15 protein-coding genes are annotated in these 13,774 nt (G+C 70.1%); 4 read left to right on the top strand and 11 right to left on the bottom strand.

Annotated elements, in window-relative coordinates:
- Nucleotides 1-26 precede the first annotated feature (26 nt).
- The 4 genes from BL254_RS10745 to BL254_RS10730 are packed head-to-tail and all read left to right on the top strand — an operon-like array spanning nucleotide 27 to nucleotide 6,565.
- Nucleotides 27-326 (top strand): hypothetical protein, encoded by a 300-nt coding sequence (locus BL254_RS10745; RefSeq protein ID WP_047222936.1) that lies wholly within the window; start codon nucleotides 27-29, stop codon nucleotides 324-326.
- On the top strand, nucleotides 323-2,224 hold the full coding sequence (locus tag BL254_RS10740; protein WP_083730971.1) for a phage tail tape measure protein: 1,902 nt from the start codon (nucleotides 323-325) through the stop codon (nucleotides 2,222-2,224). The genes BL254_RS10745 and BL254_RS10740 overlap by 4 nt, the downstream gene beginning before the upstream one ends.
- A gap of 1 nt (nucleotide 2,225) precedes the next feature.
- A complete protein-coding gene (locus BL254_RS10735; protein WP_076843217.1) occupies nucleotides 2,226-6,134 on the top strand; it encodes a hypothetical protein in 3,909 nt (1,302 codons plus the stop codon).
- Entirely contained in the window at nucleotides 6,134-6,565 is a 432-nt protein-coding gene (locus BL254_RS10730; RefSeq protein WP_175648344.1) for a hypothetical protein, read from the top strand. Before BL254_RS10735 ends, BL254_RS10730 begins: the two co-directional genes overlap by 1 nt.
- A gap of 27 nt (nucleotides 6,566-6,592) precedes the next feature.
- Here the strand turns inward: BL254_RS10730 and BL254_RS10725 are convergent, their stop codons facing one another.
- The 11 genes from BL254_RS10725 to BL254_RS10675 all read right to left on the bottom strand — a co-directional run bounded on the left by BL254_RS10725 (nucleotide 6,593) and on the right by BL254_RS10675 (nucleotide 13,774).
- The gene (locus BL254_RS10725; RefSeq protein WP_139342268.1) at nucleotides 6,593-7,249 is read right to left on the bottom strand and encodes a hypothetical protein; all 657 of its coding nucleotides are present in this window, start codon (nucleotides 7,247-7,249) and stop codon (nucleotides 6,593-6,595) included.
- Nucleotides 7,246-7,431: a hypothetical protein gene (locus BL254_RS10720; RefSeq protein ID WP_047222932.1), complete on the bottom strand. Its 186-nt coding sequence runs from the start codon at nucleotides 7,429-7,431 to the stop codon at nucleotides 7,246-7,248. The genes BL254_RS10725 and BL254_RS10720 overlap by 4 nt, the downstream gene beginning before the upstream one ends.
- On the bottom strand, nucleotides 7,428-9,428 hold the full coding sequence (locus tag BL254_RS10715; protein WP_052914565.1) for a phage portal protein: 2,001 nt from the start codon (nucleotides 9,426-9,428) through the stop codon (nucleotides 7,428-7,430). Before BL254_RS10715 ends, BL254_RS10720 begins: the two co-directional genes overlap by 4 nt.
- Nucleotides 9,428-9,619 (bottom strand): hypothetical protein, encoded by a 192-nt coding sequence (locus BL254_RS10710; protein WP_047222931.1) that lies wholly within the window; start codon nucleotides 9,617-9,619, stop codon nucleotides 9,428-9,430. The genes BL254_RS10715 and BL254_RS10710 overlap by 1 nt, the downstream gene beginning before the upstream one ends.
- 23 nt (nucleotides 9,620-9,642) lie before the next feature.
- Nucleotides 9,643-11,406 carry a terminase large subunit gene (locus BL254_RS10705; protein ID WP_052914564.1) on the bottom strand — a complete coding sequence of 588 codons (1,764 nt, stop codon included), beginning with the start codon at nucleotides 11,404-11,406 and terminating at the stop codon, nucleotides 9,643-9,645.
- A complete protein-coding gene (locus tag BL254_RS10700) occupies nucleotides 11,375-11,863 on the bottom strand; it encodes a phage terminase small subunit P27 family (protein WP_052914563.1) in 489 nt (162 codons plus the stop codon). Before BL254_RS10700 ends, BL254_RS10705 begins: the two co-directional genes overlap by 32 nt.
- A gap of 120 nt (nucleotides 11,864-11,983) precedes the next feature.
- Nucleotides 11,984-12,238, bottom strand: a complete 255-nt coding sequence (locus BL254_RS10695; RefSeq protein WP_047222930.1) for a hypothetical protein — start codon at nucleotides 12,236-12,238, stop codon at nucleotides 11,984-11,986.
- Entirely contained in the window at nucleotides 12,235-12,609 is a 375-nt protein-coding gene (locus BL254_RS27655; protein WP_047223029.1) for a hypothetical protein, read from the bottom strand. The genes BL254_RS10695 and BL254_RS27655 overlap by 4 nt, the downstream gene beginning before the upstream one ends.
- Before the next feature lie 63 nt (nucleotides 12,610-12,672).
- Entirely contained in the window at nucleotides 12,673-12,942 is a 270-nt protein-coding gene (locus BL254_RS10685; RefSeq protein ID WP_047222929.1) for a hypothetical protein, read from the bottom strand.
- Nucleotides 12,942-13,355: a hypothetical protein gene (locus tag BL254_RS10680; protein ID WP_047222928.1), complete on the bottom strand. Its 414-nt coding sequence runs from the start codon at nucleotides 13,353-13,355 to the stop codon at nucleotides 12,942-12,944. The genes BL254_RS10685 and BL254_RS10680 overlap by 1 nt, the downstream gene beginning before the upstream one ends.
- Entirely contained in the window at nucleotides 13,355-13,774 is a 420-nt protein-coding gene (locus tag BL254_RS10675; protein ID WP_047222927.1) for a hypothetical protein, read from the bottom strand. The genes BL254_RS10680 and BL254_RS10675 overlap by 1 nt, the downstream gene beginning before the upstream one ends.

Here is a 13,774-nt window from a genome sequence, read left to right as displayed (position 1 = left end):
AGTACGACCTGGCCGTCGCGTTCCGCATGCCCCCCAGCGAGGTACTGGACCGGTTCACCGAAAGAGAGATCATCCGGATGATCGCCTACCAGAACCTGTACGGCCCCGTCACGCCGCGCAGGTACGACCTGCTGGTCGCCCGGCTGGGCATGGACGTCGTCTCCCCCCACATGAAGCGGGGGCGGCGCCCGCACCTGCGGGACCATCTCATCGTCTGGTCACGGCGCCGGGCGCGTAAGACCCCGCAGGAGATCCTGGCTGCGATCAAGGGCATTCAGGCCGGCTACGACGTGGCGGACCAGGCGCGGCGGGGGCGGCGCCGGTGACGCTCCTGGAAGAGCTCCTCATCCGCATCGGCGTCGAAGACGACACCGAGGAAGGTGCCTCGCGGGTCACCCGGGGGATGGAGCGGCTGGCCGCGCCGGCGGCGGCCGCCGGCGGCCTGGCCGGGCTGGCGTTCGCGACCGGGCTCGGGTCGGCGATGGACATCGCATCCGCCCAGAGCTCCCTGCAAACCCAGCTGGGGTTGACCGAGGTGGAGGCGCAGCGGGCCGGCGGGATCGCCGGCGACGTCTTCGGCGCCGGCTTCGGCGAGGGACTCGACGAGGTCAGCGACTCGGTCGCCTCGGTCATCTCGGCCGTCGGCGACATGGGCGCCTACACCGACGCCCAGCTGCAGCAGATGACCAAGAGCGCGATGGCGCTCGGGAAGGCCTTCGAGCTCGATGTGGGGGAGACTGCCACCGCGGCCGGCCAGTTGGTCAAGCAGGGCCTGGTCGACAACACCGAGGAGGCCTTCGACGTCCTGACCACCGCGGCGCAGAAGCTCCCGCGGTCGATGGTCGCGGACCTGCCGGCGATCGTGTCCGAGTACGGCACCCACCTGAAACGCATCGGACTGGACGCGCAGACGTCGTTCGGGCTGATGTCCCAGTTCGTGCAGGCCGGTGGCCGTGACCTCGACCAGGCCGCCGACGTGCTGCACGAGTTCGCGCGCATCACGTCCGAGGAGACCGACCGGGCGACCGAGGGCTTCAAGGCGCTCGGGCTGAACGCCGGGAAGATGCTCACCGACATCGGCAAGGGCGGGAAACCGGCCGCGGACGCGCTGCAGCTCACCCTGGACAAGCTGCGCGGGGTGAAGGATCCCGCCCAGCAGGCCCAGCTCGGGGTGGCGCTGTTCGGGGACATGGCCGGGGAGGCGGCCGGGGCACTGCTGGCGATGAACCCGGCGACCGCGGCCGCGGCCTCGGGGATGGACACGGCGGCCGGCGCCGCCGGTCGGCTGACCGACAAGATGGAGGCCGATCCGGCGCAGCAGATGGCCGCGGCGGTGAACTCGCTGAAGATGAGCATCGGTGAGGCGCTGCTGCCCGTGCTCACGAGTGCGTCGGGGTTCCTGGCTGAGCATCAGGGGCTGGTGCGGGTACTCGGCCCGGTCGTGCTGGTGCTGGCCACCGCCATGGGTGTGTTCGCCGTGGCGGTGTGGGGGGTGAACGCGGCGATGGCCGCGAGCCCGATCACGTGGATCATCCTCGGGGTGACCGCCCTGGCGGCCGGGATGGTCGTGCTCTACACCCAGAGCGAGACCGCCCGTAAGATCATCGATGCGGCGTTTTCGGCGATCTGGGCTGTGATCCAGTTCGGGTACCACTGGGTACGGGACAACTGGCCGCTCCTGTTGGGGATCTTGACGGGGCCGATAGGCCTGGCGGTCGTGGCCATCRTGAAGAACTTCGACAAGATCAAGTCTGGGGCGGGGGCCGTCTTCGACTTCATCACCTCCTCGCCCCGGATGATCGGCGCCGCGCTGGCCGGACTCGGACAGATCATCGCCGCGCCGTACGTCTTCGGCTTCAACATGATCGGCCGGGCCTGGAACGCCACAGTCGGCAAGATCGGGTTCGACATTCCGAGCTGGGTGCCGGGCCTGGGCGGTAAGGGGTTCCACATGCCACGGGTGCCGATGCTGGCCGAGGGCGGAATCACCACGGGCCCGACCCTCGCGATGATCGGAGAAGGTCCGGAGCAGGAAGCCGTCCTGCCCCTCTCACAGCTCGAACACATGATCAACATGGAGGCGCGGTCCACCGGCAAGGTCGAGCCCAGCGGCCTGGTCGTCAGCTTCGCGCCCGGCGGGGGAGACAGCTTCACGCAGTGGCTACAGGAGACGATCCGGGTCCGCTTCGGCGGGGACGTGGCCGCGCTCGGGCAGGAGGGTTGAGATGACCGTCGCCGGCGACCTCACTGTCGAGCTGCAAGTCGACGACGCTTACCTGACGCTGTCGAACGCGGGCAACACCAGCGCCGCCTACACGCTCGATACCGCGGTCCTCGACATCACCGGGGACATCGACCTGCGCGTGGATCTGGCCGCGCAGGACTGGACTCCTGCGGTCGATCAGATCATCGCGGCGAAGTTCTCCACGACGGGGAACAACCGGGCCTGGGTGCTACGGCTGCTGGCCGACGGCCGGCCGGTCATCAACTGGTCGCCGGACGGCAGCGCCGGGAACCTCACGGCCGACGCGCGCGGCCGGTCCTCTCTCGCGCCGACGGTGGCGAACGGGTACCGGCTCGCCCTGAGGGTCACCGTGGATGTGAACAACGGGGCGGGCGGTACCACCGTCACCTGGTACACCGCCCCGGACATCACCGGCCCGTGGACCCCGCTCGGCACCCCCATCGTCACGGCAACCACAGTCGCGATCGCCGCGACCGCCGCCACGCTGGAGCTCGGCACCGGCAACGGTGGGACGGCCGTGTTCGCCAACACCAACCGGTGGATCGGCCGGATCTACGCGTTCCGGATGTACAACGGCATCGCCGGGACGTCCGTGGCCTACGCCGATTTCCGCCGGCAGGACGAGGGCACCACCTACTTCACCGACGTGCACGGGCTGACGTGGAACGTCAGCGGACGCGGGTACGTCCAGCGCGGCTGGATCGACGTCACCGGTCTGGGGGACGTGCGCGAGCAGCAGGCCGTGGCTATCACACGCGGTCGCAGCAACGAAACCTCCACGGCCCCGCCCACGTCCTGCGCACTGACCCTCGACAACAGGGACGGGCGCTATTCGCCACGTAACCCGACCGGCCCGTATTTTGGCCGGCTCGGCCGGAACACTCCGCTGCGCACCTATCTGTCGGGTGCGGCCGGTCATGTGTTTCTCCGCCGGAGCCCCGAGGACTATGTGGTGGCGCCTGACTCGGCAGGGCTCTCCATCGTCGGAGATATCGATCTGCGGATCGACCTGGATCTGTTCTCCTGGGACGGCCCGACGATCGCCCTGATCGACAAGTTCAACATTGCCGGTAACCAGCGCAGCTATACCCTCGTCATGGAGAACGGCGGGCTGACGTTCAGCTGGTCGACCGACGGCACCCAGGCGAACACCACAGACGTGTTCTCGACGGCGGGTGTGCCGGCGCCGCGCCATGGCAGGAAAGCGGTCCGGGCCACCCTGGACGTCAACAATGGTGCGGGCGGTCACACGGTCACGTTCTACACCGCCGACACCATCGCCGGCCCGTGGATACAGCTCGGGAATCCCGTCGTCGGTACCGGGGTGACATCCATATACGACAGCACCGCACAGGTGTCTATCGGCGCCAGGGAATCCACCCCGACGGTGGACGGCGCCGCGTTCTCCTCCATCTACGGGATCCAGATCAGGAACGGTATTGACGGGTCCCTGGTAGCCAGCCCCGATTTCACCACCCAGAATGCTGGGACGCTCTACGTCCTCGACGGTCAGGGCACCCCGTGGAGCCTGATCGGCTCCGCTGAGCTGAGGGCCTGGAACGCGCGCGCCCACGTCGAGGTAGCGAACTGGCCGCAGGAATGGGACCTGTCCGGCGCGGACGTACGGACCGCGATCGRGGCCAGCGGCATTCTCCGCCGGCTGGGGCAGGGCAAGACCCCGCTGAAGTCCGCTTTGTACCGGGGCATCACCGGGATCAGCAGCGCCGTGGCCCGGCCTGTCGCCTACTGGCCCTGTGAGGATGGTCAGGACGCCACACGGATCGGCGCGGCTGTCCCCGGCGCGCCGGCCATGACGTTCACCGGCGAGCCGAGGTTCGCCGCGTTCGCCGATTTCCGCGCGTCCACCCCGCTGCCCGAGCTGAACGGGAGCGTCTGGACGGGGGCCGTGCCGGACTACACCAGCACGAACATCGTGCAGACCCGGTTCGTGCTGGCCGTGCCTGACGGGGGCGTTCCCGCAACGATGGTCCTGTGCCGGATCGAGCTGTCAGGGTCAGGTTCGATTTGGCATCTGTCCGTGGACGCGAGCGGGAATCTGCGCATCCAGTGCTATGACATTTTCGCGGTGGAGCTGTTCGACAGCGGCCCGATCGCGTTCGACGTTAATGGCCGGCTGCTACGGGTCAGTATCGACCTGGTGCAGGACGGCGCCGATATCGACGCCAGCATCCACGTGCTGGAGGTCGGCGCGTCCGTGGGAGCCCAGTGGGCCGGGACCCTGTCGGGCCGCACGGTCGGCCAGGCCCGCACCATCATCATGAACTACTCCGGTGCCGCGGGGGACGTGGTCCTGGGACACATCGCCGTGTACGACACGGCGGAGAACATATTCGACCTGTTTGACGAGTTGAACGCGTTCCACGGGGRAACGGCGGCGGAGCGGTTTATCCGGCTGTGCGGCGAAGAAGGTATTCCCTGTGCGGTCAAGGGGAGCTGGTCCGATACCGTGATGGGCTATCGGCTCAGTAACACACTGCTGGACCTGCTGCGTGAGGTCGAGCGGACCGACGGGGGAATCCTCTACGAGGACCGGAGATTTTTCGGTCTGGTCTACCGGACCCGAGCCTCGCTCTATTCCCAGCAGCCCGCGCTCGTCCTGGACTACGCCAACGCGGAGATATCCGCTATCAAACCCCGGGACGATGACCAGGGCACCCGTAACGCTGTCACCGTGCAACGGACCGGTGGGGGCTCGGCGGTGGCGCAACAGACCAGCGGGCCGCTGAACCTGGCCGACCCTCCGGACGGAGTCGGGCGGTACGAGAGCAGCGTGGAGGTCAGTCTGCCCGGTGACGAGACACTGCCCGACCATGCCGGGTGGCGGCTGCACCTGGGGACCACAGACGAGTCCCGCTACCCCACCATCGGAATCAACCTCGTCCGTACGCTGTTCACCGGCGACCCTGCGCGCACCGCGGCCGCGCTGGCCCTGGACGTCGGCGACCTGATCGCCATCGACAACCCGCCGCCGTGGCTGCCACCGGACCAGATCCGCCAGCTGGTGCAGGGCCTGAAGGAGATGCTGTCCGGTACGCAGCTGCCGGTGCAGTGGAACGGCCAGCCGGCCAGCCCGTGGGACATCGCCGTCTACGACGACCCGGCCAGCCGCTGGTCGTCGGACGGGTCGATCCTGGCCGCGGACGCCGACGCCACCAGCACCACGCTGACGGTCGCCACCCCGACCGGCCCGCTGTGGATCAACAGTGATGGGCGGATGACCGGCAACCCCGACTTCGAGGTGGATGCCAGCGGGTGGGACATGTTCGGGGGGATGCTGACCCGGGCGGTGACACCGCCGGACGCGGGCGGCCGGCCGGCGCCGTTCGCCGGCTCCTGGTCCGGCCGGCTCGTCCCGGACGGGACGAGCGCCACCGCCTACGTCGAGAGCGTGCCGAAGGCGGCCGCGACGGCGGGCTCGCGCTACTACTTCCACGCCTGGCTGCGGTGCGAGACCGGCCACGCTCTCCAGCTCAACGCGAACTGGTTCACCGCCGGTGGCTCCTACCTCTCCACATCCACCATTCAGGCGGCCACGGTGGCCGCCGGCCAGTGGACCCGGTTCGCCGGCGTGGCCACCGCCCCGGCGACAGCCGGGCTGGTCACGGTCGATCCGGGTGTGCCGGGCACCCCCGCGACCACGGACATCCTGTACATGGACGTCGTGTTCGTCGCGGCCGCGGCCGACAGCCTCAGCGCCGAGCTCCCGATGGATATCACCGTGGCGGGTGAGCGGATGCTCGTCACGGATATCGCCGGCGGGACGTCCCCGCAGACGTTCACCGTGGTCCGCGCGGTGAACGGTGTCGAGAAAGATCACGAGCCGGGAGAGGAACTGACCGTGTGCAAGCCTGTGTGCTGGGGGCTGTGATGGTGCTCGCAGGTGAGAGAGCGCGGGCCAGCGACGTCCGTCACGAGATCGCGGTCGGGACAGCGACCACGAACAGCAGCACGTTCACCACGACGGAGACGGTGCTGCTGTMCGTCTCCGCGGATCTGATCGGGGGGCGCACCTATGCGATCGAGGCGTGGCTGGAGCTGCTACCGTCCGTCAGCGCCGACAAGTGTGACCTGCGGATCCGTGAGAACAACGTGACCGGGGCTGTGGTGCGCAGCGCGCGGGTATCCCTGGATACCGCAGCCAGCTCCGAGCACGTGTCGTTCTACGGCCGGTACACCGCGGCCGAGACCGGCGCGAAGACGCTGGTGCTGACCGGGCAGCGCGGCGCGGGCAGCGGGAACATCCAGCGGATCTCCGGCCCCACCTTCCCCGGGTACCTGATCGTGAACCAGGTCTCCTGAGCCGTCGCGGGCGGCCGGGCGCGACGGCTACAGGCCGGCCAGGCGCAGCAGCCGGGCGCGGTCCGGCCCGGTGTGCCGGCCGTCCTCGTCGTCGTCGTCGGTGCCGCCGGCGGCGTCCAGGAGCGCGGCCAGCGCGGCGACCGCGTCCTGGACCAACTTCTTGTTCGCCTTGCTCAGGACCGCGCCGGCGCGCAGCTCGCCGAGTGCGCGGACCAGCGCGAGCTGGTCGCCGGCGCGGCCGGACTCGACGATCGCATCGGGGTCCATCGGCAGCGGGACGGCGGACACCTCGTAGAGCTCCCAGCCCTCCGGGACACCGTCCTTGCCGATGTTCCACGCGTCGAAGCCGATAGAGAACGCGTTCATGATCCCGGCCCGGTACTTGCGTTCGACGGTGCGGGCGAAGTCGTCGCCGTCGTCGAAGACGATGTCCATCATCAGCCGGCCGTCGTCGATCCACGTCTTGTCGGACCGGCCGATCGGCAGCCCGTCTCGGCCCCAGTACATGTGCCCGTAGCCGACCACCGGGTTGGCCTGGAAGCGGCCGAGCCGGGCGCCGTCCATCGTCAGGTTCAGCCCGTCCGGTTTCCGCCCCTCGGTCGCGGCGATGATCCGCAGCGGTCCCTTCGTGTCGGCGTTGTCGGCACGCTGGACGTATCCGCGCACGTAGTGGCGCATGCTCACCGGTTCCTCCTCGAGTACAGCTGCCGGTCGCGGGGCACGTGCTGCGCGCGGGTGCCCCGCTGGGTCTCCTCGTCCTGCTCGGCCGGCGGCCCGCCGGGGATCGGCAGGGCGGCGGCCTCGTCGTCGCGGCCCTGGCCGTAGCCGTCCCACCAGCCGCGGGCGTAGCCACTCGGGTCTGTCACGATCGCTCCGGTTCGATCACACAGTCGCACCCGGGATGTATCGGTGGGTGGCGGGTGTCCCGCTTCGCGACGAGCTGCTCTCCCTCGGCCTCGCCGTCGACCTGGTCGCCCTTCGCGATGAACGGCTGGTCGATCGCCACGATACGACCGTCCAGCTTCGAGCAGTACGGACAGTTCGTGCCAGACGCCCGCCACCGCAGCCGCTTGACCCCGGCTTCCTTCCACGCCTCCCGAGCCGCGGCGTTCGTCAGCTGGCTGCCCTCCCAGCGGGCGGTCTGCGCCGGCCGTTCGTCCTGCCACTTCGCCAGCCGGGCGAGAACCTCGTTGACGACGTCGTCGACGGTGGGCGCCTGCTCGGCCCGCCCGCGTAGCTGGCCGAACGACGAGGCGAGCCGGTAGGCGACGTGGGAGAGGGAGTAGGCGCGGGCCCAGATGGACAGGTCGATGTCCTCGTCGTGGCCGACCTCGTCGGCGGCGTCCGTCACGACGTCGGCCGCGAACGCGGTGAAGATCGGCAGGAAGGCTGCGGTCATGGCCTCGCCGATCGTCCCGTCCGCGGCGTACAGCGCCTGGAGCGCGACGAGGAACGAGCCGAGCGAGCGGGCCCGCTCGTCCCCCAGGTGCGCGTCCAGCAGCGCGCTGACCTCGTCGTGCTCGAGGTCGGCGATCTCCTGATCTGCCGCTTCGATCTTCGGCGCCCAGGCGTCGGCGAGGCGGCGGCGGGCGGCGGCCCCGCGGCCGCGTAGCGCCCGGGCCCGGCGGGCGGCCGCGCGCGCGTCGTCCCCGCCGGCGGGGACCATGTTCAGCGGGATCAGGTAGGCGTCCCCGCCGGCGATGGGGTTGTCGTTCTCTTTCTCGCGGATGTCGTTCGCGGACAGCCAGCCCCACTGCCGGCCGATCGCGTACGCCTGGTAGCGGGCCATGGTGTCCCCGCGCAGCAGCGCGTCGACGAGGTGCTCGGGGAAGTAGCGGGCCCGCTCGTCGGGGAGCAGCAGCTGGGTGAGGATCGCCTGCTCCCACCGGATGAGCCAGATGTTCAGCGCGCTGGAGATGTAGTCGAGCTGCTGCTGCTCGATGTTGCTGAACGTCGCCCGCTCGAGGTCACCGATCTTGTGGGGTGGCAGCCGCAGCCACCGGGCCATCTCGGTGATCTGTAGCTTCCTCGTCTCGAGGAACTGGGCGGAGTCGTTGGGGATCCCGACCTGCTGCCAGGTCACCCCCTCCTCCAGGATGGCCACCCGGTGGGAGCGGTCGATCCCCCGGTGGATGTTCTCCCAGTCATCCGCCATCCGCTTCCGGGCGTCGGGAGAGAGYAGGCCCGGATGCGACAGCGCCCCGCCCGGGGCGGACGAGTTGCTGAAGAACTTGCTGCCGTGGTGCTCGGTGGCCAGGCCCAGGCCGATGCTGTTCGCGGCGAGCTCGACGATCGAGTAGCCCCGCACCCCGTCGAAGCCGAGGCCGGCGATGTGCAGGACCTCCTCGGCCGACAGCTTCGCCTCGATGCCGTGGTGCGGATCGCGGTAGATGTACCAGCGCTGGAGCTGACCGGCGCCGGTCCGCTTGACCTTGATCTCCAGTCGGTCGGGGCGCAGTGGCCAGATCTCCTCGATCACGCCGGTGCGCGGGTGGGTGACCAGCTGCGCTACGCCGTTGCCCCAGGTGATGGCGTGTCCCTGCAGGGTCTCGCGCAGCTGCACGCTGGTCATCATCGGGTTCGGCTGATCGTGCAGCAGCGGGTACAGCGGGTGGCTGGTCGCGCGCCGCTTGCCGCGGGCCAGGCGCTCGTAGAGGAACAGTGGYAGACCGCCGACGTCCTCGCTGATGACGCGGACGCCGGCGAAGAACGGGCTGTACATCCGGGCGGTGTCCTGGTCGACACGGACCCCGGAGGAGTTCGCGATGTCGCCGCGGAACCAGTCCACGACCCACTGCTCCGGGGTGGCGATCCCGGACAGCGGCCCGGCCGAGGCGCGCAACAGCGAGCGGACCAGGCCCATCAGCCGCCACCGCCCCGAGTCCTGATCAGCTCGCTGGTCAGGTCGGCGCGCTCCTGGACCAGCGCGCCGCGGACCCCGACGACGATCAGCAGGAGGCTGGTCACCGAGATCCCCAGCCACGGGGCGAGCAGCCCTAGGCCCACGCCCAGGCCGCCGATCCCGACCGCGACGAGCGAATCCCACCAGTCCACCCGGGTACCTCCCCTGTGCGTGCCTATCCCATCATCCCCAGACCGCGGGATTCGTAGATGGACGGCTGCGGCAGGCCGCGCATTGCGCCGTCGATGGCGAACAGCAGGGCGGGCATCCCGTCGATCCGCTTCCCGGACTTGCCGCGGTCGGGCTTCACTGGCCGGATCCGGTCGGGGTCGTCCCGGGGGCTCTTGCACTCGAGGTTGTCGGCCATCCACCGGGCGACCGGGTTACCGAACTGGGCGAGCTCCTCGGCCTTGAGTCGGCGCATCAGCTCGTTCATCGGCGGGGTCATCCGCATGTAGGTCGAGTCCGACTCGATCATTTTCAGCCGGGTACGTTTGGTGATCTCCTGGCGTACCGGCTCGCCGGACCACTTGTCGTAGGTGACGTCGACGATTCCGTACCGCTGATGGTCGGTGACGATGTCGTCGTAGATCGTGTCGTAGTCGATCGTGTCGCCGTCGGTGAGCGTCACCCAGCCGGCCCGTGCCCATTGGCTGAACGCCCCGCCGGTGTGCAGGTCGAGGTAGCCGGCGATCGACTCCGGCGCCCAGAACCGCCACAGCACCGACCCGTCGACGAACAGCAGCGCCCACGCCGTGAGGTCGAGCTTGGACGACAGGTCGAGCCCGGCCCAGCATCGCTGACCGGCCAGCCGGGCGGATACCCAGTCCGGTGTCAGCGCGATCTCACGGGCGTTGGCGTCCCACAGGTCCATCGGGATCCACCGGGTCACCTGGGAGACGCGCTGGTTGGTCTGGAACTGGCGGAAGCCGTTCTCCTTGACCGGCTCGGCCTTGGCCTCCAGGGCCTGGCGACGCATCGCCTCACGGGACTTGAACTGGCCGAGGGCCGGGTTGGCCCACTTCCAGTTCGCCTCGTCGAACGGGTCGCAGCTCGCCGGCAGGTCCGGATGCCCTGGGAAGATCCGGTGCAGCCGGTCCAGCTGGTCGGGGTTCGACGGCAGCTTGCGGACGAACGCGAACACGTGCGGGGCCCGGGCGGGATCCTCCTGGATCCGCTCGGCCTCGTCGATCAGTTCGGCGCCGAACGAGGTCGGGTCGTTGGTCTCGGTGGTGGTGGCGTARCAGAGCTCCTGGAGCCGGGCGCCGGCCGCGGTCGTCATGGCCTCCCACAGCGTCCCGTCCGGCTGGGACACCACCTCGTCGAGGTTGAAGGCGTGGGGGTTGTGTCCGAGCTCGCCCTTGGCGTCGGCGGTGAGGATCTCGTAGTGGCTGCCGGAGGTGTCGTCGACGAGGCGGCGGGCGTTCTTGATGTGGACCAGGCGCTTGGACAGCCGGGGGGAGAGCTGGACCATGCGCAGCGCGGGCTCGAAGACCTTCCCGGCCTGCTTGGTGTCCTTCGCCGCGCAGTACACCTCGGCGGCCTCCTCGTCGTCGCCGACGAGCATGTACAGCTGGATGCCGGCGGCGAGCTCGCTCTTGCCGTTCTTGCGGGCCACGACGATGTAGGCGATGCGGTACCGGCGAACGTAGGTCTGCCACTCTGGTGACCAGAGGACCTCACCGAACAGCGGCCGGATGATCTCGTGTTCCTGCCAGTCCAGGAGCACGAACGCGGTACGGACCAACGGGCCCTTGGTGTGGACCAGCATCCGGGCGAAGAACGTCACGACCCGGTCGGCGCGTGGCTGGCAGTAGTGCGCGCCGCGGCGGGTGCAGGTCAGGTCCCGGAAGGTGTAGCCGCAGGTGCGGCCGCGGCGGTCGGCGGGGCGCCACCGCCTATGGTGGTCAGCCGGTGAGCAGGTCGGCGTCCGGGTCACCACCGGCATCCCCGATGGACAGGTCGGCGCGGTCCGAGGGAGTCAGGCCGAACCGGGCGCCGTAGCGCTGCACCTGGGCGTCGGCCTGGTTGAGCACCAGCAGCCACGGGTTGGCCGCCAGCCGGACACCGGTCTGCTCGCCGTTCTTGTTGAACACCGGCGCCTCGATGATCTCACCCTCGTCGCGCAGCGCCCGGGCTGCGCGGCGGCGGCGGACGACGGCGTCGCACCAGCAGGCGAAGGCCTCGACGTCCCAGCCGGTGAGGATCTGTTTGGCGATCAGGTCGGGGGCGAGGTGCTTCCAGACGGTGCGCGCGGAGGTGTCGAGCCAGGACGGGGGCTTGACCTCGACGGCGGCCGGCCTGGGCTCGGCGGTGTTGATCCGGTCCTTGCGGTAGCCGTGGAGGATCGCGACCTGGGTCGGCGTCTTGGCCGGGCCGCGCTTACCCACGGTCACCCCCTGTCGGTTACGGATTGTTACGGCCGTCGGCTGGTACGGCGGGCCTCGTTACCTGTCAGCGCGAGAGGAGGCTCCCCCCCGCGTTCCGGCGCCCCTCCAGCCAGAGATCACAGCCCCCTACCCGCCATCGGCGGCGGGCACGGTGGGTAGCGAGCCGCCCAGGAGCCGGTAGACGGTCGGGTAGGCCCGTGCCGCGGCCTGGGAGAGCACCGTGTTCTGGATGGCGTGGACGTGGTGCACGAGCTCGGCCACGTCGCCGCTGCGGGCCGGCTCGTCGGGCCCGACGATCTCCCCGAGCAGGCCGGCGACCTCCGCGAGCAGCTCGACGACCCGCTTCTCCTGTGCGGTCAGCAGCTCGGCGCCGGCGCTCACCGGGCAGCCCCTGCCGCGTGCCAGCCCGCGGGCTGCGCCCGGGCGGTCTCCCGGGAGTGGCACGGCTGGCACAGGCCGCGGCCGTGGCGCGGGTCGTGCTCGTCCATGCCGCGTGCCCGCAGCTCCCGCTTGCTCAGCGGGTGGTGGTCGGCGTGGGCCGAGGGCGCGGCCTGGCAGACCACGCACACCGTGTCACGGGCCAGGACGCCCGCGCGGAAGCGGTCGCGGTGCTCGGCGTTGTAGCCCTGCGCGGTCGCTGACGGGCGTGCGCGGCGCCGTCGACGGCCGCAGGACGGGCAGGTGGACGAGGCGGTGTCCGGCTGGCCAGCACAGCCAGGTGTGGTGCAGCGTCGGGGCGCGCGGCTGGGCACGGACACCTCCTCTCAGGGTTGATCACATCATAGCTTCGGCGCAGGTCGGAGCGGGTACGACGATCAGCTGTCCGTGTCCTCCTCTGCTGCCGTGGGCGAGCTGGAGAGCGCGCGTGCTGCCCCGCGGAAGAGCCTCCACGTCGTCTCGGCTACTACCCAGCGGCCGTCATCCAGCTGGATGGCGAGACCGACCGAGGCCCGCCCACTGGTCGTTCCGTGGCGGAGCATGCCGATACGGGCCAGGTGGCCGTGCAGGGGTCGCGGCTCGGCCAGGTCCGACCAGGGATGACGGTCAAGATCGGGGCGGACCTCGAGGTGGGTGTGGCCGTCCATCAGCAGTCTCCTGTCTGTTTGATCACGATGGGTGGTGCGGTGCAGGACGGCTCCCAGCGGGCCCCGGTGCGGCGCCACAGGCACTGGCCGGCCGTCCGGGCCTGCTCGTGCGTCCGCCGCTGGCCGTTGATCAGCGTGGCGTTGTATGGCACGGCCCCGTATGGGCTGGTGGTGGCGACCCGGCCGCACCTGCACTGGGCTCCCTGGAGGAGACGGTGGGCGAGTGCGTCGGCGGCGGCCTGCGGGGTCGGGTGGTCCTCGCAGGTCAGGCGCGCCCCGCGGTACTGGGCGTGGGCGTACCAGCGCGGATTCGCTGGGTCGTCGTCGAGGTAGCCGATCTCGAAACCGCTCGCGCCGGAACGGCCGACAAGATCGGCACAGGCCAGGACCTCTTCAAGGTCCATCGGCTTCATCAACGGGATTCCTCCGTGGCGCAGTCGGCACGCACGAGGGCTGCGAGAGCGATGACGGAGTAGCCGTCCTCGGCGTGTCGCAGGTCGCGACGGCGCTGCAGCTGCTCCTCGGGGTCGTCGGTTGGCTCCCATCCCCAGCGGCCGGTCCCGATCAACGCCAGGTCGATGTCGTCGTCTTGCGGCTCGTCGTCGGAATCCGCGAGCCGCTCCAGCGCGGCTCGCAGGATCGCGTTCTTCGCCGCGAGGTCCACCGTGGGCTCGTCGGCGCTGGCCATGGCGGCGTCTGTCATGATCGTGACTCCTTGTCGGGTGAGCGCCGCGACCACCGCGTCCAGGCCGGGCAGCCGCAGCCGGCTGCGGCACAGTCCGTCCCGGGCCGGTGGTGCTGGTGCCAGACGCGGGTGTGGCCGCACCGGCAT

The organism is Protofrankia sp. BMG5.30 (genome assembly GCF_001983005.1).
In the GTDB taxonomy this organism is placed as follows: domain Bacteria; phylum Actinomycetota; class Actinomycetes; order Frankiales; family Frankiaceae; genus Protofrankia; species Protofrankia coriariae.
The sequence above is the reverse complement of the archived record's forward strand: the minus strand, read 5'-3'. Positions and strand labels throughout refer to the sequence as shown.

Excerpts from the sequence above, each read along its gene's own strand:
- BL254_RS10745 (WP_047222936.1), top strand. The coding sequence starts at position 27 with ATGCCCCCCAGCGAGGTACTGGACCGGTTCACCGAAAGAGAGATCATC.
- BL254_RS10685 (WP_047222929.1), bottom strand. The coding sequence starts at position 12,942 with ATGGACGGCCACACCCACCTCGAGGTCCGCCCCGATCTTGACCGTCAT.
- BL254_RS10680 (WP_047222928.1), bottom strand. The coding sequence starts at position 13,355 with ATGAAGCCGATGGACCTTGAAGAGGTCCTGGCCTGTGCCGATCTTGTC.
- BL254_RS10675 (WP_047222927.1), bottom strand. The coding sequence starts at position 13,774 with ATGCCGGTGCGGCCACACCCGCGTCTGGCACCAGCACCACCGGCCCGG.